19 protein-coding genes are annotated in these 19202 nt (G+C 47.1%); 3 read left to right on the forward strand and 16 right to left on the reverse strand.

Translation table 11 applies throughout. From position 1 onward, the window contains the following. Positions 1-41: 41 nt before the first annotated feature. From ICN26_RS08025 to ndk, 13 genes are all read right to left on the reverse strand, one after another. Entirely contained in the window at positions 42-1382 is a 1341-nt protein-coding gene (locus ICN26_RS08025) for an adenylosuccinate synthase (RefSeq protein WP_216267940.1), read from the reverse strand. A gap of 50 nt (positions 1383-1432) precedes the next feature. Next, a complete protein-coding gene (locus ICN26_RS08030; RefSeq protein ID WP_216267941.1) occupies positions 1433-2596 on the reverse strand; it encodes an ATP phosphoribosyltransferase regulatory subunit in 1164 nt (387 codons plus the stop codon). Between the two features lie 18 nt (positions 2597-2614). Next, positions 2615-3487, reverse strand: a complete 873-nt coding sequence (gene hflC, locus ICN26_RS08035; RefSeq protein WP_216267942.1) for a protease modulator HflC — start codon at positions 3485-3487, stop codon at positions 2615-2617. Beyond that, entirely contained in the window at positions 3487-4992 is a 1506-nt protein-coding gene (gene hflK, locus ICN26_RS08040) for an FtsH protease activity modulator HflK (RefSeq protein ID WP_216267943.1), read from the reverse strand. Before hflK ends, hflC begins: the two co-directional genes overlap by 1 nt. After that, positions 4985-6259 (reverse strand): GTPase HflX, encoded by a 1275-nt coding sequence (gene hflX / locus ICN26_RS08045; RefSeq protein WP_369411815.1) that lies wholly within the window; start codon positions 6257-6259, stop codon positions 4985-4987. The genes hflK and hflX overlap by 8 nt, the downstream gene beginning before the upstream one ends. Then, positions 6219-6461, reverse strand: coding sequence for an RNA chaperone Hfq (gene hfq, locus ICN26_RS08050; RefSeq protein WP_046330286.1), 243 nt, complete (start codon positions 6459-6461; stop codon positions 6219-6221). The genes hflX and hfq overlap by 41 nt, the downstream gene beginning before the upstream one ends. Before the next feature lie 180 nt (positions 6462-6641). Further along, positions 6642-8006 carry a ribosome biogenesis GTPase Der gene (der, locus tag ICN26_RS08055; protein WP_215353845.1) on the reverse strand — a complete coding sequence of 455 codons (1365 nt, stop codon included), beginning with the start codon at positions 8004-8006 and terminating at the stop codon, positions 6642-6644. Beyond that, complete coding sequence (bamB, locus tag ICN26_RS08060; protein WP_216267944.1) at positions 8003-9157, reverse strand: outer membrane protein assembly factor BamB; 1155 nt, start codon at positions 9155-9157, stop codon at positions 8003-8005. Before bamB ends, der begins: the two co-directional genes overlap by 4 nt. Next, a complete protein-coding gene (locus tag ICN26_RS08065; protein ID WP_216267945.1) occupies positions 9157-9816 on the reverse strand; it encodes a YfgM family protein in 660 nt (219 codons plus the stop codon). Before ICN26_RS08065 ends, bamB begins: the two co-directional genes overlap by 1 nt. A 47-nt stretch (positions 9817-9863) precedes the next feature. Next, positions 9864-11192, reverse strand: a complete 1329-nt coding sequence (hisS, locus tag ICN26_RS08070; RefSeq protein WP_216267946.1) for a histidine--tRNA ligase — start codon at positions 11190-11192, stop codon at positions 9864-9866. 79 nt (positions 11193-11271) lie between these two features. Beyond that, a complete protein-coding gene (gene ispG, locus ICN26_RS08075) occupies positions 11272-12540 on the reverse strand; it encodes a flavodoxin-dependent (E)-4-hydroxy-3-methylbut-2-enyl-diphosphate synthase (protein WP_216267947.1) in 1269 nt (422 codons plus the stop codon). 19 nt (positions 12541-12559) lie between these two features. Further along, positions 12560-13753 carry a dual-specificity RNA methyltransferase RlmN gene (rlmN, locus tag ICN26_RS08080; protein WP_439650740.1) on the reverse strand — a complete coding sequence of 398 codons (1194 nt, stop codon included), beginning with the start codon at positions 13751-13753 and terminating at the stop codon, positions 12560-12562. Positions 13754-13844: 91 nt separating this feature from the next. Next, the gene (ndk, locus tag ICN26_RS08085) at positions 13845-14270 is read right to left on the reverse strand and encodes a nucleoside-diphosphate kinase (RefSeq protein WP_215307408.1); all 426 of its coding nucleotides are present in this window, start codon (positions 14268-14270) and stop codon (positions 13845-13847) included. 294 nt (positions 14271-14564) lie between these two features. Here ndk and ICN26_RS08090 point away from each other — a divergent pair, with 294 nt between their 5' ends. The 3 genes from ICN26_RS08090 to ICN26_RS08100 all read left to right on the forward strand — a co-directional run bounded on the left by ICN26_RS08090 (position 14565) and on the right by ICN26_RS08100 (position 16101). Further along, on the forward strand, positions 14565-15266 hold the full coding sequence (locus tag ICN26_RS08090; protein ID WP_216267949.1) for a Bax inhibitor-1 family protein: 702 nt from the start codon (positions 14565-14567) through the stop codon (positions 15264-15266). A gap of 224 nt (positions 15267-15490) precedes the next feature. Then, positions 15491-15790, forward strand: a complete 300-nt coding sequence (locus ICN26_RS08095; RefSeq protein ID WP_216267950.1) for a type II toxin-antitoxin system RelE/ParE family toxin — start codon at positions 15491-15493, stop codon at positions 15788-15790. Next, the gene (locus tag ICN26_RS08100) at positions 15787-16101 is read left to right on the forward strand and encodes an addiction module antidote protein (protein WP_046330294.1); all 315 of its coding nucleotides are present in this window, start codon (positions 15787-15789) and stop codon (positions 16099-16101) included. The genes ICN26_RS08095 and ICN26_RS08100 overlap by 4 nt, the downstream gene beginning before the upstream one ends. 50 nt (positions 16102-16151) lie before the next feature. Here the strand turns inward: ICN26_RS08100 and rlmD are convergent, their stop codons facing one another. The 3 genes from rlmD to ICN26_RS08115 are packed head-to-tail and all read right to left on the reverse strand — an operon-like array spanning position 16152 to position 19201. Continuing rightward, a complete protein-coding gene (gene rlmD, locus ICN26_RS08105; RefSeq protein ID WP_216267951.1) occupies positions 16152-17585 on the reverse strand; it encodes a 23S rRNA (uracil(1939)-C(5))-methyltransferase RlmD in 1434 nt (477 codons plus the stop codon). Then, positions 17578-18399 (reverse strand): 3'-5' exonuclease, encoded by an 822-nt coding sequence (locus ICN26_RS08110; protein WP_216267952.1) that lies wholly within the window; start codon positions 18397-18399, stop codon positions 17578-17580. Before ICN26_RS08110 ends, rlmD begins: the two co-directional genes overlap by 8 nt. Before the next feature lie 31 nt (positions 18400-18430). After that, complete coding sequence (locus ICN26_RS08115; protein ID WP_255534443.1) at positions 18431-19201, reverse strand: peptidoglycan DD-metalloendopeptidase family protein; 771 nt, start codon at positions 19199-19201, stop codon at positions 18431-18433. Position 19202 lies beyond the last annotated feature (1 nt).

The following is a 19202-nucleotide window of genomic DNA, read 5'->3' on the forward strand; positions in this document are numbered from 1 at the left end:
TTAAATATAAAAAGGTAAAAGGGTAAAAAGGGAGCGCTCAATTAACCCTTGAATGGATGTTGCAGAAGAATGGTTTCATCGCGCTCCGGTCCCGTTGAGACCATGGCAATCGGCTTTCCTGCAACTTCTTCGACACGACGCAGGAACTTCTGTGCCTCTATTGGGAGTTTGTCCCACTCACGAATACCATAAGTCGTTCCCTTCCAACCCGGGAAATCCTCATAAATTGGCTCACAATGCGCAACCGCTTCAGCGCCACGCGGTAATACATCTAATTTTTGACCATCAAGGGTATAGCCCACACAAAGACGAATAGTCTCAAAGCCATCCAATACGTCAAGCTTGGTAATACACAAGCCGGATAAGCCGTTGATCTGAATAGAACGCTTCAGTGCAGCAGCGTCTAACCAACCAGTGCGACGCGGACGACCAGTAACAGAACCAAACTCTTTACCCACTTCAGCCAAACGGATGCCAGCTGGATCTTGTTTGGCTGGGTTATCAAAGTCATATAACTCACTTGGAAATGGGCCAGCACCAACACGAGTGCAATAAGCCTTGGTGATGCCTAGGATGTATTGCAGTGAATCCGGGCCAACTCCAGATCCAGCTGCAGCATTACCAGCCACACAGTTACTGGAGGTGACGTAAGGATAGGTGCCATGATCAATATCGAGCAAAGTGCCTTGCGCACCTTCAAATAATAAATTTTGACCAGCCTGCTCTGCTGCATATAAAGCACTAGAGACATCGACGACCATCGGCTTTATGCGCTCTGCATAAGACATGGCCTCTTCTAAAGTCTTTTGGAAGTCTACTGGCTCAGCCCCATAGTAATTTGTGAGCATGAAGTTGTGATATTCCAAGTTTTCACGCAATTGCGCGGCAAACTTTTCTGGATAGAATAAATCTTGAACACGTAAGGCGCGTCGGGCTACCTTATCTTCGTAGGCTGGTCCGATACCACGACCCGTAGTGCCAATCTTGGCATCGCCACGCTTTTTCTCACGGGCATGATCAATAGCTACGTGATAGGGCAAGATTAAAGTGGTTGCCTCAGAAATCTTTAAGCGAGATTGAACATCTAAGCCTGCAGCCTCTAACTCACCAATTTCTTTAAAGAGCGCCTCTGGAGAAAGCACAACGCCATTACCAATGTAGCAAATCACGTTCTTGTGCATGATTCCAGAAGGAATCAGACGCAAAATTGTTTTTTTATCGCCAATGATCAGCGTGTGGCCAGCATTATGCCCACCCTGAAAACGCACAACTGCTTGAGCATGGTCAGTTAACCAATCCACTACTTTGCCCTTGCCCTCGTCACCCCACTGGGTACCAATGACAACGACGTTACGACCATGAGCTTGTTGCTTTAAAGACATAGTTAAATCCAAAAAATAATTACAGAATTAGTGTGTTGCTCATCAAGTGTTTACTTCTTTTTTACTACCCATGAACTATCTTGACGAACTAGCTCACGGTCACAATGATATTCAGCCGTTTCTACATCATCGCCACCAAGTGCTTGGATGACCACTTCACCTGCAGCGCGTAACTCGGCAATTTTACTAGCTAGGCCAGCCTCCAAAGTCCAAGGCGCTACGATAGCGGACTTTCTTTGCGCTAGAGGCGCAAGGTTAGCCAAGGTCAATAGATCCATTGAAAAGCCAGTAGCTGGACGGGAGCGTCCAAATGCTTGGCCAACATGATCATATCTACCACCTCTAGCGATCGGCTGAGGCAACTGATCAACATAAGCTGCGAACATCACACCGCTGTGATATTGATACCCACGCAAATCCGCCAAATCGATACTGAGTTCAACATTGCCTGGCAGTGCATCAGTTGCTGCAGCTAAATTTTCTAATTGATCCAAGGCCTCATCAATCAATGGATGTTTCGGCAAAGACTTTCTAGCGCCAGCTAATACTTGAGCACAGGGACCATTTAATTCAGCAAGAGACATTAGGGCTTGCGCAGATTTTGCTGGCAGTGATTTAGCCCAAATAGCCAAACGTGGTCGATCCTTGCTCTGTAACAAGCTATACAGGACCTCAATTTCACCCTTCTCTTTAACTTGCCCATCCAAAATTCCCTCAAGCACGCCCGCATGCGAAAGATCAAGGTACACCTTATTTAGTCCAGCCACACGCAAAGTTTCTAGCAGTAAAGAAACTGCCTCGAAATCCGCTTCCCAAGTAGCGCATCCATAAATCTCTGCGCCAAGTTGTAATTCTTCACGAGCAGAGCTGCCTACTGGCGTACGAGCATGGGCAACAGATCCAGCGTAACAAAGACGGGTTACACCTTTACGATTCAGTAAGTGCGCATCAATACGAGCAACTTGCGGAGTCATATCAGCACGCAGGCCTAATGTGCGGCCAGACAACTGATCAACCAACTTAAATGTTTGTAGATTCAGATCTGAACCGGTGCCAGTGAGTAAAGAATCTAAGAACTCCAATATGGGAGGAGTAACTAGTTCATAACCGTAAGACTGATACAAATCCAGAATAGCGCGACGCAGAGTCTCAACCTTACGAGCCTCGGCTGGTAAAACATCAGCAATATCTTCAGGAAGTAACCAGCGATTCATGATTTGAAATATTGACTCTTAATTTTTTTTGTTCATGAATTTGAAGAACTCGCCATTAGGTTCAACCACCATCACATCCCTCTTATCTTTAAAGGAACTTCGGTAAGCCTGAAGACTCTGATAGAACTGCGCAAACTGAGGGTCGCGTCCAAATGCATCAGCGTATAAGGCAGTAGCTTTGGCATCACCAGAACCTTTAATTTTCTGCGCTTCACGATAGGCTTCCGCTAAAATCGTATCACGCTGACGCTCTGCATTGGCTCGAATCTTGTCTGACTCTGCAGCACCTGTAGAGCGTAGCTCATTGGCAACGCGTTTACGCTCTGCTTCCATCCGCCTGTAAACGGAGTCACTAATTTCAGCTAATAGATCTACCCGCTTGAGACGAACGTCAACGATTTCAACGCCAATATCAGCAGCATCATCAGCTACCTTTTTGCGTATACCCTGCATCACTTGCTCACGTTGATCTGAAATGATCTCTCTGACTGTGCGTTTAGTGAACTCTTCATTCAAGGCAGAGCGCACTAACTGGGTTAAGCGATCTTGTGCCAAACGTTCATCACCCTTAAAGCTGACAAAAAACTTACGGGGATCAACAATACGCCACTTGACATACGAATCTACCAAGAGATTTTTCTTTTCAGAAGTAATAAAGCGTTCCGCTTCCGGAGTATCAATAGTCAAAATACGACGATCAAAGAAGCGTACGTTTTCAAAAGGCGCTGGGAGCTTCACTTGTAAGCCAGGCTGCTCAATCACGCGCACAATCTGCCCAAATGAAAACACCACAGCATAGTTACGCTGATCGACTACAAAGATACTTGAAGTCAAAATATAGAAAAGACCAATCAGGCCAGCAATGGCGGCTAAGAGACGATTTGCATTCATTATCTTGCATCCCCTCTGTCACGGTTTCTCAGGCCGTCGCGTTTTTCGGGAGCACCAATGCCTGAGGTATTGCTGGGGCTTGGGCTAGCTGTATTGTTACTAAATGGAGCTGCTGGATTACCTGTCGCACCTCCTACTGTCACAGACCCAGTAGGCGTTGAGCTTGGCGCCTGACCAGTAGCAACTTGTGTGCTTTCTGCACTGACTTGAGCAATGATTTTATCGAGAGGTAAATACAGCATGCTATTGCTCTTGGTGGTGTCTACCAGCACTTTAGATACGTTGTTATACATCTCGCGCATGCTATCAATGTACATACGATCACGAGTCACGCCAGGTGCTTTTGCATATTCGGTCTGGACTTGCTTAAAGCGATTTGCATCACCCTCTGCGGTTGCAACCACCCTAGACTTATACCCTTCAGCCTCTTGAATCAGTCGATCAGCCGTACCTTTTGCACGTGGAATGATGTCGTTCGCATATGCCTGACCTTCACTCTTGAGACGCTCCTGATCTTGGCCAGCTTTAACAGCATCATCAAATGAAGCTTGCACTTGCTCAGGTGGCTGAACGTTTTGAACAGTCACGCTCGTTACATAAATACCAGTTTTATAGCTATCTAAAATTTTCTGTATTGAGCCAGCTAAATCAATCGCAATCTTTTCACGGCCTTCGTACAAAACGGTATCCATTTTGCTACGTGCCACAATTTCACGTACTGCAGTTTCTGCAGCTTGCACCACAGTGGTATCGGGATCGCGATTGTTAAATAAATAATCGGTTGGATCTTTTAAACGGTACTGAACTGCAAAACGCACATCAATGATGTTTTCATCTTCAGTGAGCATAGAAGTGTCTTTTTGATTGGTTGCTTTAATCAAAATAGAACGACCAACCTCGACCGAGCGTACCCCGGAGACGTTGACAATTTGCTCGGTCTGAACAGGCCAAGGCATGCGCCAGTTAATACCAGGGCCTGCGGTGTAAGCATACTTACCAAAAGTGGTAACCACGCCCGATTGGCCTTCTTGAATAATGTAGAAACCACTAAAAATCCACAACAACACAACACCGCCTGCAGCCATGATCACCGTGATCTTGGATCCAAAGGGGTTGGTGAAATTAAAGTTGGGGGCATTGAAGCCACCACCGCCACCATTGCCACCGCCATTACCACGCTGGGATGGTGGAGGAATATCTGTACTGTTCGGCTTCTTTGCTGGCGCGCTTGATGTGGAACCTGGCTTTTTCTTGCCACCAAAAATACCGCTCAGGCGGTCATTAAAGTCGCGCCACAACTCATCTAAGTCTGGAGGACCATTTGGTCGTGCAGGCTGATTTTGAGGTTGGGTTTCAACAGGCTTATCCGACCCTGGATTAGCAGGATCTACTTTAGGAGCCTGTTCGGAACCTTGACCTTCTTTGGCGTCCTTAGATCCGTTACCTGGGTGACTATTGCCCCAGCCTGGATCATTGACCGAAAATAGTTCGAGAAATTTACGCATCGTTTGGTGAGTACTTACGGTTAGGCATCGGATTAAATTCGGAAGTTTCTGGTCGTTCTGGTAAAGGAGCTAAAAACTCGTCTGGGTCCATTTGAACTTTGGCGCGATTCTGCTCGACCCTTATTCTATCAGTCATTTGAGAGCATTCAGCAAGGGCTGAACGCAATAAATCAAGGCCTAGGCCAGTCTTGGCGGAGAGGAAAACCTGACTCGGAATTCCCTCAGAATCGCGAACTAGGACAGCCCCTTCCGTAAAGGTCTGGGGCATCTGGTCAATCTTGTTCATGATCTCGATACGGGGGATATCATCGGCCCCAATTTCCCGTAAAACAGCCTCTACTTCGGCCTTTTGCTCCCTTGCGACCGGGCTACAGGCGTCAATCACATGCAAAATCAGATCTGCATGAATCGTTTCATCCAAGGTGGCCCTAAACGCCTCCACCAGCTGGTGCGGTAACTCACGGATGAAACCTACCGTATCGGAAACCACTATTGAACCCACACCGTCTAAATGGACTTTACGGGAGGTTGTATCCAGGGTTGCAAATAACTGATCTGCCGCATAAGTCCCTGCTTTTGTAAGGGAATTAAACAAGGTGGATTTACCAGCATTGGTGTAACCCACCAAGGAAACTGAAAAGACATCCTTGCGATTACGGGCTCTTCTTTGGGTTCTTTGCTGGCGCTGAAGCTTCTCCAACTCCAGCTCTAGACGCTTCGCCTTGGTCGCGAGCATTCGTCGATCTAATTCCATCTGGGTTTCACCAGGACCGCCACGTACACCAATACCACCACGTTGCCGCTCCAAGTGACTCCAGGCACGCACTAATCTAGACATGCGATAGCGAACTTGGGCTAACTCAACCTGCGTTTTACCAATATGACTTTGTGCTCTTTGGCTAAAGATATCCAAAATCAGACCCGTACGGTCCATCACATGAAAGCCAATATGGCGCTCTAAATTGCGTTGCTGAGTTGGGGAAAGCGGATGATTAAAGATGACCAATTCAGCACCTTGCTCTTCCATCGCTTTTTTAACTTCGTTTGCTTTGCCTGAACCAATAAATAAAGCAGGATCGGTTTTACCCTTGCGGGCAATCACACTAGTAATAGGTATAGAGCCGGCACTCTGTGCGAGCAGGCTGAGTTCTGCCATGCTGTCCGCAAAATCTTCGCGGCCTGTATTGACTCCAACCAGAACGGCACGCGCCGCATCTACACCCGTTTTAAACAGAGCTAGCTTCTTCCGTGCGGAACTCCACTGCACGAGCAGGAACAATCGTAGAAATAGCGTGTTTGTAGACCATCTGAGTTACGGTATTACGCAAGAGGACCACGTATTGATCAAACGATTCAATATTACCTTGCAATTTAATGCCATTAACCAGATAGATGGAGACAGGCACATGCTCTTTGCGCAGGGCATTGAGGAAAGGATCCTGAAGTAATTGGGTTTTGCTGTTGTTCATACTGCTCCTTAATGGTTTTTATTTGCTGCTATTTTGGGAGTCTTGCTTTTTTTATCTACTATTCAACTACTAGGTAATGCTAAAACAACTACATGTCACCAACATAAGGGGTCTGACATTCAAAAAACAAGTCCCCCCCACTTAAAACACAATTAAAACTGTAGCGCTATTTTTACTTTTTTACTTCTTTTTACCTTTTTTACCCTTGTCCGCATCAACATAGGGGTTTTTAGCGGTATTCATCTGAATACGTAATGGGGTGCCTGTTAACTTAAAGACCTCTCTGAAGCGACCTTCAAGATAGCGCTTATAGCTGTCGGTTACACCACTCAAGGATGTTCCATGAATCACCACAATGGGGGGATTCATACCGCCTTGGTGGGCATAGCGCAATTTTGGACGACCCATGCCCACACGCTTAGGTTGCTGGTGCTCAATAGCATCTTGCAAAATACGGGTAAGTTTCGGGGTTGGCAATTTCGCCATGGCTGCGGCATAAGCGAGATCAACGTCTTTAAATAGCTCTTTGAGACCAGTGCCCTTCTTGGCAGAAATCGGATGTACGTTTGCAAAATCGAGGAAGCGTAATTTTTGAGCGATCTCTAAACGCGCACGCTCTTTGACGTAAGAATCAAGACCGTCCCACTTATTCACGGCGACTACTAATGCACGTCCTGCCTCCACAATAAACCCAGCGATATGGGCGTCTTGCTCAGAAATATCTTGTTGGGCATCTAGCATCAGAATCACTACATTGCAGTCCGCAATCGCCTGCAATGTTTTGACCACTGAGAACTTCTCAATCGCTTCAAATACTTTTCCACGACGGCGCAGACCTGCGGTATCTACCAGGATATAAGGCTTACCATTGCGCTCAAAGGGCACCTCAATTGCATCGCGCGTTGTGCCTGGCATATCAAATGCAATCACACGCTCTTCACCGATCAATTTATTGATCAGGGTAGATTTACCCACGTTAGGACGACCCACTACCGCAATCTTCATTGGGCGATTTGGATCGTTTTCTTGCTCTTCTGGCTCTGGCTCTGGTATGCCTAAAGAATCCAAAGCATCATCAATCAAACCACGTACACCATCACCGTGCGCAGATGAAATCGGGAACGGCTCACCTAAGCCCAGTTCATGAAAGTCTGCGGTGACCACACCAGACTGCATACCTTCAGTCTTATTGACCGCCAGGATGATCGGTCTACCCGTCTTGCGCAAGAAATCCGCAATCACGCGATCTTGTGGAGCCATACCCAAACGGCCATCCACCAAGAAAATGATGATGTCGGACTCTGCAACAGCTTGCTTGGTTTGCTTGGCCATCTCGGCCACAATGCCAGTCTTCGCTACAGGCTCAAAACCACCGGTATCTACACAAATAAATGCACGTTCGCCAATGCGACCTTTACCGTAGTGACGGTCGCGGGTTAGACCCGAAAAGTCTGCAACCAATGCATCTCGTGAACGCGTTAAGCGATTAAAGAGTGTCGATTTGCCAACGTTAGGACGACCGACAATAGTAATAACTGGATTCATTTTGGACTGTACGCCGCTAGTTTTCCACCTTGAGACTGAACCAAGATGAGGCCGTTTACCGCAATCGGTGCGGCTGTGATGGGACTACTGTCATGACGAATGCGTGCCAGCATTTCACCATTTGCTTGTGAGAGTGCATGCACATAACCTTGTGCATCACCAAGGAGTAAGACCTTGCCAACTGCCATTGGCTCGCCGACATCTCTAAATGTCAGTTGCGTATTTTCCCAAAATTGTGAACCGTCCTTTACGGCAAAGGCGGTAACATGCGATTTCTCATTTGAGGAGAAAACCAAATCCGGACTTTGCGCTGTGCCGGTATAGCTTGAGTAATCTTTGAACCACAGCAAATTACCGGTACGCGCTTGACCACAACCTATACGGCCCTGATAAGAGACTGCGCAAATGATTTCGCCTTCCATGCTCGGCTTAGCTGTCACATCATTAAGGCGCTCAATTTCAGAAAATCCCTTTGGAAATGAAACCGGGGTTTCCCAAACCAGACCGCCATTCGCAATCGCAATCATGCCAAAGCGACCACCAGAAAACCCAGTCACAATCACTTCATTACCAATGGCGAGCATGCCGTAACCAACGCGCAATGACAGAGCGGATTGTTGGCGCTGATAATTCCACTTGCGCACACCGGTCTGAGCATCAAAACCGATAAAGCGATTATCCAAAGCTCGAATAATGACTATACCGCCAGCAACCACCGGCTCTGATAGGACCTCGCTGCCAACGCTCACATTCCAAATGGCCTTACCAGTATCGTCGTAGGCATAGACCGTTCCTTTGGTGGTGACTACTGCAGTAGTGCGACCGTCCGACCCAGGCCCAATCGATAGGCGATCTGGTACAGATACTTCCCATACTTTTTGACCAGTGCGTAAATCAATCTTGGCGAGATTGCCGCGATGAGAGGCAGCATAAACGGCATCACCCGCCACTGCAGGATGAAAATTAAATGGCTCAGATGAACCTACGCTGGCTGTCCATACGGGAGCAAAGTCAAATTGATTGCTAACGGGAACTAACTCCGCAGGCTTGCGTACACGCGAGCCGCCTGAACAAGCTACTAGGGCTGCTACCACAGAGCCCAGTACTAAAGCTGTACTTGCTAGTTTTGCTACGCGTTTGCAATCCATCATCACTGAGCTACTCCTCCGACCGCATCCAATTTGACTTTCAAGAGACGACGCGCCTCTTCAGGGAATTCTTTTGAATCATTTAACTGCTTCCATGCAGCCTCATAGCTCTTGCGTGCTTCAGCCGTATTCTTTTGAGCTAGATACCAATCGCCGCGGCGCTCTGACCACAAGGCCTCGAAACCGGAGATAGGTTTTTCTTTCAGAATCGCATCTGCTTCTACAAAATCTTTTTCTGTACCAAGCTCAATTAATTGCGCTGTTAGGCGTAATTTAGCTAAGGCTAAATATCCCTGATCAGAGGCATTCTTGGTAGCCCAGCGCAAATAATCCATCGCCTTTGCCGAGTCGCCCGCATCTGATGCAATTTTTGCAGCCACTAAACTAGACATTGCAGCATAGGGCGTACTAGAGAACTGTTTTTGCAAATCATCCGCAGCACGTAAAGTTTGATCTTTATCGCCCTTGTTGATCGCGGTAACCATGGTCTCGTATAACTGGGATGCCGCTGTAGCCTGGCTAGTGAGCCACCATTGATATCCGTTATATCCTGCATAGGCAAATAAAGCAGCTGTCACCACGCCAGTGATCAGGTTGCGATACTTTAGCCAAAATGCTTTAAGTTGATCTAATTGTTCTTGTTCTTCTAGGTCTAAAGGCATGTCAATCCAAGCAAGTAAATACAGTATTAATAATCAATCTCTTCATTCTATTCGGTGGCACCAACGATGGCGTCAATTACCGCTTCTACAACGCTGTCTAGGGCTACCGCTTTCTGCTCACCAGTGCTACGTAAATCTTTCAGTTGAGCCTCATTCCGAGCCAATTCATCCGGTCCAATGATGACAGCATAGGCTGCCCCACTCGCATCCGCCTTCTTCATTTGTGACTTAAAGCTAGCAGCCTGGCCATCAGGAGGGCAAAAGAGGATGGCATCAATACCCGCATTACGTAGGCGCTCAGCAATGATCATGGCGGAAGTTAAAGTCTCACCTCCTTGGTGAATAACAAAAGCATCGCATTGAGCCGGCGCTTCCGGTAAAGATCCAGAAACCTTCATAAGCTCCAAGACACGTTCCATGCCCATTGCCCAACCGCAGGCTGGAGCAGCTTTACCACCCATGCGCTCAATCAAAGGGTCATAGCGACCACCACCGGCAATCGTGCCTTGAGCTCCCAACTCTTCGGTAATCCACTCAAAAACAGTCAGGTTGTAATAATCTAAACCACGCACTAAACGGGGGTTGATCTTACAAGGAAAATTGTTTGCCTTGAGTAATGCTTGTACGGCATCAAAATGCTTGAGCGATTCTTCGCCCAAGAAATCCAATAACTTGGGTGCGCCTTCAATCAAATCTTGCATTGCTGGGTTCTTAGAATCCAAGATGCGTAATGGGTTCGTTAATAAACGACGCTGTGAATCTTCATCGAGTTGATCTTTGCTTTTCTCGAAGTACGTTACCAAGGCAGCGCGATGCTCAGCACGCTCAGGAGCTTGCCCTAAGGAATTAATCTCTAAACGCACACCCTTCAGTCCGAGCTCATCCCACAGGCGTTGACCCATCAAAATGATTTCGGCATCGATATCTGGGCCAGCAAAACCCATCGCTTCAATACCAAATTGATGGAACTGACGATAGCGGCCACGTTGTGGGCGCTCATGGCGGAACATCGGTCCGGTGTACCACAGACGCTTTGGTCCTTCGTACAGTAAATTGTTTTCAACCACGGAGCGAACTACAGCAGCAGTGCCCTCTGGACGCAATGTGAGCTGCTCACCATTCAGGCGGTCTTCAAAGGAATACATCTCTTTTTCAACAATGTCGGTTACTTCACCAATCCCGCGTTGAAATACTGCAGTCGCCTCGACAATCGGAGTGCGTAAGAATTCATAACCGTAGGCACGCGTGAGATCACGCAGAACATGTTCTAAATGTGTCCACTGCGCAGCATCTGCTGGCAAGAGATCATTCATGCCGCGTACGCCATTAATTTTCTGAATCTTTTGCGCTTTAGCTGGGTTTGCCTGTTCAGTCATGATGTGCTTTGCTCAGTTTCTTTTTTATTATTGTTGTATGTTGTTGCTATAGTTTTGGCTTTGGTTTTTTGGCTTACTTTTACTTCGGAGCGTAATTTTTTTGAACGTACTCATCGACAATGACCTGAAACTCTTGAGCAATATTTTCGCCACGCAAAGTTTTGACTTTGATGCCATCCACGAATACCGGTGCAGCAGGAGTCTCGCCAGTACCCGGCAATGAGATACCAATATTGGCATGCTTACTCTCACCTGGGCCATTGACAATACAACCCATCACAGCGACATTCATTGCCTCAACACCCGGATGGGTTTTTTTCCATACCGGCATTTGCTGACGCAGGTAGGACTGAATGTTGGCAGCCAATTCTTGAAAGGTGGTACTGGTTGTTCTGCCACAGCCCGGACAGGCAATCACCATGGGTGTGAAATTACGTAATCCCATGGTTTGCAAAATCTCTTGAGCCACAATGATTTCATTCTCTCGTGGCGCACCTGGGTCAGGTGTTAAAGACACTCGAATGGTGTCGCCAATACCCTCTTGTAACAAGATACCTAATGCCGCAGTTGAAGAAACAATTCCTTTGCTTCCCATACCTGCCTCGGTTAACCCTAAGTGCAATGGGTAATCAGAGCGATTGGCGAGATCACGATATACCGCGACTAAGTCTTGTACGTTGCTAACTTTGCAAGACAAAATAATTTGATTTGGATTCATGCCAAACTCCACCGCTTTTTCAGCGGACTGCAAAGCTGACTGAATCAACGCTTCAATCATGACTTCTTGCGCAGTCTTGGGAACTGGCAGCGCTGCATTAGCATCCATGATGCTAGCTAGCAAGTCTTGATCCAAGCTACCCCAGTTCACGCCAATCCGAATCGGCTTATCGTATGTACAAGCTGCTTCAATCATTTGCGCAAATTGCGGATCACGTTTAGCACCCTTACCTACATTACCGGGATTGATTCGATACTTCGATAAAGCCTTGGCACACTCGGGGTAGTCTTTTAATAGGGTATGACCGTTGTAGTGGAAGTCACCGATCAATGGCACTAAGACATCCATCTTGTCTAACTGCTCACGAATATAAGGAACTGCTGCAGCTGCAGCTGGCGTATCGACAGTAATGCGCACCATCTCTGAACCAGCACGAGCCAACTCTTTAATCTGTATAGCAGTACCGACTGCATCAGCAGTATCGGTATTGGTCATCGATTGCACGCGCACTGGTGCATTGCCGCCAATCGTAATGATGTTGGTTTTCCAGGCAACCGTTGCCTGACGTGTTTCCCGCTTTGGCGATGGACCTAATGGCAGCTTTGGAGGATTGTTAGAGGTATCACTCATAGGACTCTTTTTTATGAAATTAGTCGTCTAATCTTTTAAGCCATTGCACTGGGCGTTCAGCTTGGTACTCTGGCTCTTCTTCATCATCAAGACTATCAGCAGCATCATCTTGATCCAAATTAATCTGTTGGTCATGCACAGCACGCTCGCGCACTCTAGTGCGGTCAACCACATCACCAGCCAATTGACCACAAGCTGCAGCAATATCATCGCCACGGGTTTTTCGTACTGTGGCCACCATACCCGCGTCTAGCAAAATGCTGGCGAAGGCATGAACACGCTGCGCTGATGAGCGCTTTAATCCAGACTCTGGGAATGGATTAAATGGAATCAAATTGATTTTGCACTTGATGTTAGCCAATAAACGCACTAGTTCTTTAGCCTGAATGTCCGAGTCATTGACGCCATCGAGCATGCAGTATTCAAAGGTTAAGAAGTCTCTTGGGGCAAAAGGTAGATACCGTTCGCACGCAGCAAGCAATTCTCTTAAGGGATATTTTTGATTAAGCGGAACGAGTTGATCGCGTAACTTATCGTTTGGTGCATGCAATGACACCGCCAATGCGACTGGGCAATCTTGTGCCAAGCGATCCATCATCGGTACTACGCCAGAGGTAGAGAGAGTCACACGACGGCGTGATAAACCATAGGCTCTGTCATCAAGCATTAAACGTAAAGCAGTCACCACGTTGTCATAGTTGAGTAATGGCTCACCCATACCCATCAGGACCACATTCGAAATCACACGACCTGTATGTTCCCATCCTGGAGTTGGGTATTTCTCAATACGGCACACTGCATTTGGATCTGTGCGGAGTAAATGCTCAGCAAACCAGAGTTGGCCAATGATCTCACCAGCGGTGAGATTACGGGAGAAGCCTTGATGCCCCGTTGAGCAAAAACGGCAATTGACTGCACAACCAGCCTGAGATGAAATACATAAGGTGCCCCGATCATCTTCAGGAATAAATACAGACTCGACAGCATTTCCAGCACCAACATCAAGCAACCACTTGCGTGTGCCATCGGCTGCATGCTCATCTTTCATAATTGGAAGTGAGAGAACTTCCGCTTTATCGAGCAATGTCGCTCTAAAGCTTTTTGCTAGATCACTCATATCGTTAATGTTGGACACACCCCGTTGATGTATCCACTGCATGAGTTGCTTCGCCCTGAAGGGCTTTTCATTTAACCCCGCGACATACGCTGCCATTTGGTCAGCGTCAAAATCTAAGAGATTTACGCGCGGGGAGGTCAATGCGACTACTTATGTATTAAATAGCTTATTTGTTAGCAATCGTGAATTAACGATTGAAAACATTCATGCCAGCGAAGAAGAATGCAACTTCGACAGCAGCAGTTTCAGGAGCATCAGAGCCGTGAACCGCGTTTGCGTCGATGCTGTCAGCAAAATCAGCACGGATAGTGCCTTTATCTGCCTTCTTAGGATCGGTAGCGCCCATCAAGTCACGGTTCTTAGCAATGGCGCCTTCGCCTTCCAATACCTGAATCATTACAGGACCAGAAATCATGAAGCTCACCAAATCTTTAAAGAAAGGGCGTGCAGAATGAACAGCGTAGAACTGCTCAGCTTCAGCTTGGGATAAATGCGCCATTCTGGACGCAACAATCTTCAAACCAGCTGACTCGAAACGGTCATAGATCTTGCCGATCACGTTTTTTGCTACTGCGTCAGGTTTGATAATAGAAAGGGTGCGTTCGATAGCCATGTAAAACTCCAATAGTGATTTCAAAGATTTTGCCAAATTGGCGCGAAATTAGGTCCAGAGAGAACTTCTCCCCCGCTTCCTACAACGCGCCAGGATTTCGGCGACCCCCAAATTATACATCGGCTGACCGTATTTACCCTGATCTGAGCGTGGCTAAGCCCTTGAATTTACAGGGCATAACCCTTCAATTTGTAGTTCTTTTCATGGGGGACTTGAAATTACCCTATTTTGTCTATACTTACTGTCAACAGTCCCTTGTGGACTTATGTTTTTACTTTGAAAAAAGGAGTCAATATGAGCGATCTAAACTCTTACGGCTTTGGGCAAACTGGCTCGATTAGCACCCCTCAAGTACGCAACCGCGTACTGCGCAACACTTACGCCCTTTTGGCGCTTTCGATGGTTCCTACTGTCATTGGCGCATGGCTCGGCGTTGCTTTTGGGCTTAACTTCATGGCGGGTAGTCCTTTTCTAGGCTTCATCGTCTTTATGGCAATCGCTTTTGGCTTCTTCTGGGCGATTGAGAAAAACAAAGACACTGGTGCTGGTGTCCTGTTGCTGTTGGGTTTCACCTTCTTTATGGGCATCATGATGTCCGGCTTAGTGGGCTACACCCTGAATAGCTACAGCAATGGCGCTACCTTGATCATGTTGGCCTTTGGTGGCACTGCGGCAATTTTTGCTGTGATGGCATCCATTGCTACTGTGAGCAAGAGCGACTTCTCAGGCATGGGTAAGTGGTTGATGGTAGGTGTACTGCTCTTGATCGTGGCTTCATTGGCCAACATCTGGTTGCAACTACCTGCTTTGATGCTCACTGTGATGGTTCTCGCAATTGCGATCTTCTCAGCGTTCATCTTGGTTGACGTACAGCGCATCATCAACGGTGGTGAGACCAACTACGTCATGGCTACTTTAGCTATTTACTTGGATGTCTATAACGTCTTCACCAACTTGCTCGCACTCTTGGGCATTATGGGTGGCAATAAAGACTAAGAATTAGTTCAGCTTCAATAGAAAAGGCACCTGCGGGTGCCTTTTTCTTTGCCCCAACTTTTTACCCTAATTACTTATGCTAGATTCTCGCGCAATCAAAGACTGCTGCGGGTTTGCTAGCTCTCCTAGTTACGTGATTAATTTTGCCTAAAGCCCTAGGGGTTTGATAGCGCTCATTTCCAAAAAACCTTGCAATTAGTATTCGATCGATTACAATAAATGATATGTACACGGTTAAAGAAACACCAGAATTCCAAGATTGGCTTGATAGCATTCGTGATCTCAAGACAAGAATCCGACTAGCCAAACGCCTAGTAAAAGTACGGAACGGTACCATGGGGGATATAGAGCCGGTAGGTGATGGAATAAGTGAAATGCGTGAGCATTTTGGCCCAGGATGGCGAATGTATTACATAAAGCAGGGAAAAGTCATTATTGTGATGTTAGGTGGCGGAGATAAATCAAGCCAAACAGCAGATATTAAGGCAGTCAAGAAAATGCTAAAAACGTTGGAGGAATCATGAAAGCCGTTAAAGAGATAAAGAAAACCAAGATCGATGAACTGCCTAACTTTGATATGGCGCGCTATTTAAATAGTGATAAAGCGATAACGGAATACCTGAACCAGGTGCTTGAAGAAGGTGATGATGCATTATTAGCGGAGGCTCTTGGTGATATTGCCAGAGCCAAAGGTATGGCCCAAATTGCCCAAACCACAGGCATTACCCGTGAGGCACTTTATAAGGCGCTAAGACCAAATGCTAAGCCCCGTTTTGATACCATTAACAAGGTTATTGGGGCTTTAGGCATCAAATTAGTTGCACAAAGAATTTAAATTTCTCTGGCCGTCCCTTTTCCTCAACCCCTCTTTCCACCTTCGTATCCTTAATCACTAGCAAGATCAAATACCGCCATAGATTCCACATGGGAGGTATGGGGGAACATATTGACGATACCCGCACTCTTGAGGGTGTAGCCTGCTTGATGGCACAGAATATCTGTATCTCTAGCAAGGGTTTTGGGATTACAGGAAACATAGACAATACGTTGCGGCGGCAGGTCACTGCCCTGCTCATGCAATTGGGCTAGGGCTTGGCATATCTCCATGGCACCTTCGCGCGGCGGATCCATTAACCAGCGTTCAGCCTTACTCCATGAGGCAATTGTTTCTGTCGTCACTTCAAACAAATTACTTTGCATAAAGCCCACTTTGTCTGCGAGCAGATTGTGCTCCGCATTGGCTTTCGCTCTGGTTGTTAGGGTTTCTAGGCCTTCAATACCTAAGACGGCATTTGCTCGTCTTGCCAGCGGCAAGGTGAAATTGCCAATGCCGCAAAATAAGTCGAGCACACGATCACTTGTCTGAACATCCAAGAGGCGAATCGCTCTACTGACCAATGCACGATTCATCATGTGATTGACTTGCGTGAAATCCGCCGGTTTGAAGGGCATCTCGATTTCAAATTCAGGCAGGCGATAACACAGCTTGCCAGTAAGCGGATAGAACGGTGCGACAGTTTCTATGCCTTTGGGTTGCAGCCAAATCCAAACTTCATGCTCATCAGCAAAGGCTCTGAGTAATTGCTCATCTGCAGGCGTTAGTGGCAGGAGATTTCTGAATACCAAGGCAGTGACGGGCTTTGCTTTTTTTGGATCGTCTGAATTGGGATCCTCGGGCTCACCTATAGCGATTTCGATTTGGGGCATGCGATCCACAATGGATAAACCATTGACCAACTGACGCATTGCTGGCAACAAATCGGAAACATGCTTTGGCAAAATCTCGCAAGCAGTCATATCAGCGACATAGCCACTCTTGCCTTCATGAAAGCCAATCAGCACGGTACCTTTTTTAATCGAGCGATTGACGGCACTTAAGCGCGCGCGATGGCGATATTCCCATGCGGGGCCACCCATCGGTCGAAGAATTTCTTCAGGAGCTACTTTGGCGATATGCTTTAAGTCATCTTCCAGCACGCGCTGCTTCATTGCCACCTGCGCCCGAATATCCAAGTGCTGCATAGTGCAACCGCCACACACTCTAAACGCTTTGCACTTTGGCTCCGCTCTAAATACGGCAGGTTTGAGAATATCGAGAACTTTAGCTTTACTGAAGCGGGCTTTGTCACGCGTAATGACATAAGTCACTAGCTCAGTTGGCAAAGCGCCTTGAATAAAGATGACTTTGCCACTTTGACCTTGGGCGGCCTCCTCTTCATTGGGCGCCAAGCGTGCAATCCCTTGCGCATCTAGATCAAGAGAATCAACTCGTACTGGCTCAGTCACAATAATGTGAACTGGCTTTTCTCCTCTACGCATCCGGAGTAAAGCCTAAGAGATATTCTTGCCACTGCTCGCCATGTGGCTCTTTAGACTCTTTCTCTAAATAGACTTTAACGAAAGTAATTTCTTCTTTGTATTCTTCTAATGAGAAACCACCACGCAGTAACTGAAAGCGGCAATACATCAGATAGGTATTGACCACATCGGTTTCGCAATAGCGACGAATCTCATCAATTCTGCCCTCTTGATACGCAGGCCATACTTGGCTACCATCCATTCCCATCTTGCCCGGGAAACCACAGAGTTTTGCTAAGCCATCCAAAGGTGCATTAGCGCGACCATTGAATTTCGCCAAGAGATCCATCAGATCTAGATGGCGCATGTGATAACGACTAATGTAGTTGTTCCACTTAAATTCACGGCTATCATTTTCTTGGCTCTCGCCCATCTCCCAATAGCGCGGTGCTTGAACGTGATTTGCTAATGCGCGGTAGTGCAGCACTGGCAGATCAAAACCGCTACCGTTCCATGAGACCAACTGGGGAGTGTACTTTTCAACCAGCTCAAAGAAGGTCTGGATTAACACCTTCTCATCATCTTGCACACTGCCTAGCGTGCCCACCTTAATTTGAGGTGAGCCATCTTTGCTGGTTCTACGAATGACACAAGAGATAGCACAGATCCGTTGCAAATACAGCGGGAGAAATTCGCTACCCGTTTTCTCGGCTCGCTCAGCCATGGCTTTAGTAGCCACTTCACTATCTGACAGCGTGTCCGGATAGTCATTGAGACGACGCAGTCCTACCACATCGGGAATAGTTTCAATATCAAAGACGAGAACGGTTGCCATACTCAAATTGCTAACAATGGATTGAAGGCAATTACTGCAAGTATGGCGTTGGATTTACCGGCTTGCCATTCACGCGTAATTCGAAGTGGAGCTTGACTGAAGTTGCATCGGTATCGCCCATCTCGGCAATCTTCTGCCCCTTCTTCACCGAATCACCCTCTTTTACCGTGAGCGTGCGGTTGTGGGCATACGCCGTGAGATAGGTATTGTCATGCTTGATGATGACCAGATTGCCGTAACCACGCAAACTATTACCAGCGTAAACGACCTTGCCTTCAGAGGCTGCTGTTACAGGCTCACCCAACTTACCGGCAATATCAATGCCTTTAGTCTTTTCACTGAAATCATCCGTAACCTTACCTTTGGCTGGCCAAGATAAACGAATACCCGGCTCAGCAACGATTTCTTTAGGAGGCTCTTTGGCAGCATCTACTTTTGGTACTTCGGCTTTGGGAGTATCGCCAGCTGTTTTAGGAATGGGCTTCACAGTCATTTTGCTATTAGCTGGTGGTCTTACTAAAATGAGCTCATCTACTTCAATTAAATTGGGGTTTGATAAATTATTCCACTGCACTAAATCGCGTGGAGACTGGCCGTTATCTAAGGCAATTCGAGCCAAGGTATCACCCCGCTTGACGCGATAGTAGCCAGGAGGTGCAGCCTCACTAGTTGCACTGCTACCACCACCACTGCGGTCAACTACCGTGGCAGGTTTTGCTCTGGGCGTGGTTGAGCAACCCACATTCAGTACTAAAGAAGCCATTGCGAGTAGCAATAGGAGGTATTTAGATGGCATATTCATA

Origin of the sequence: Polynucleobacter hallstattensis (assembly GCF_018881835.1) — a bacterium.
GTDB classification, from domain to species: domain Bacteria; phylum Pseudomonadota; class Gammaproteobacteria; order Burkholderiales; family Burkholderiaceae; genus Polynucleobacter; species Polynucleobacter hallstattensis.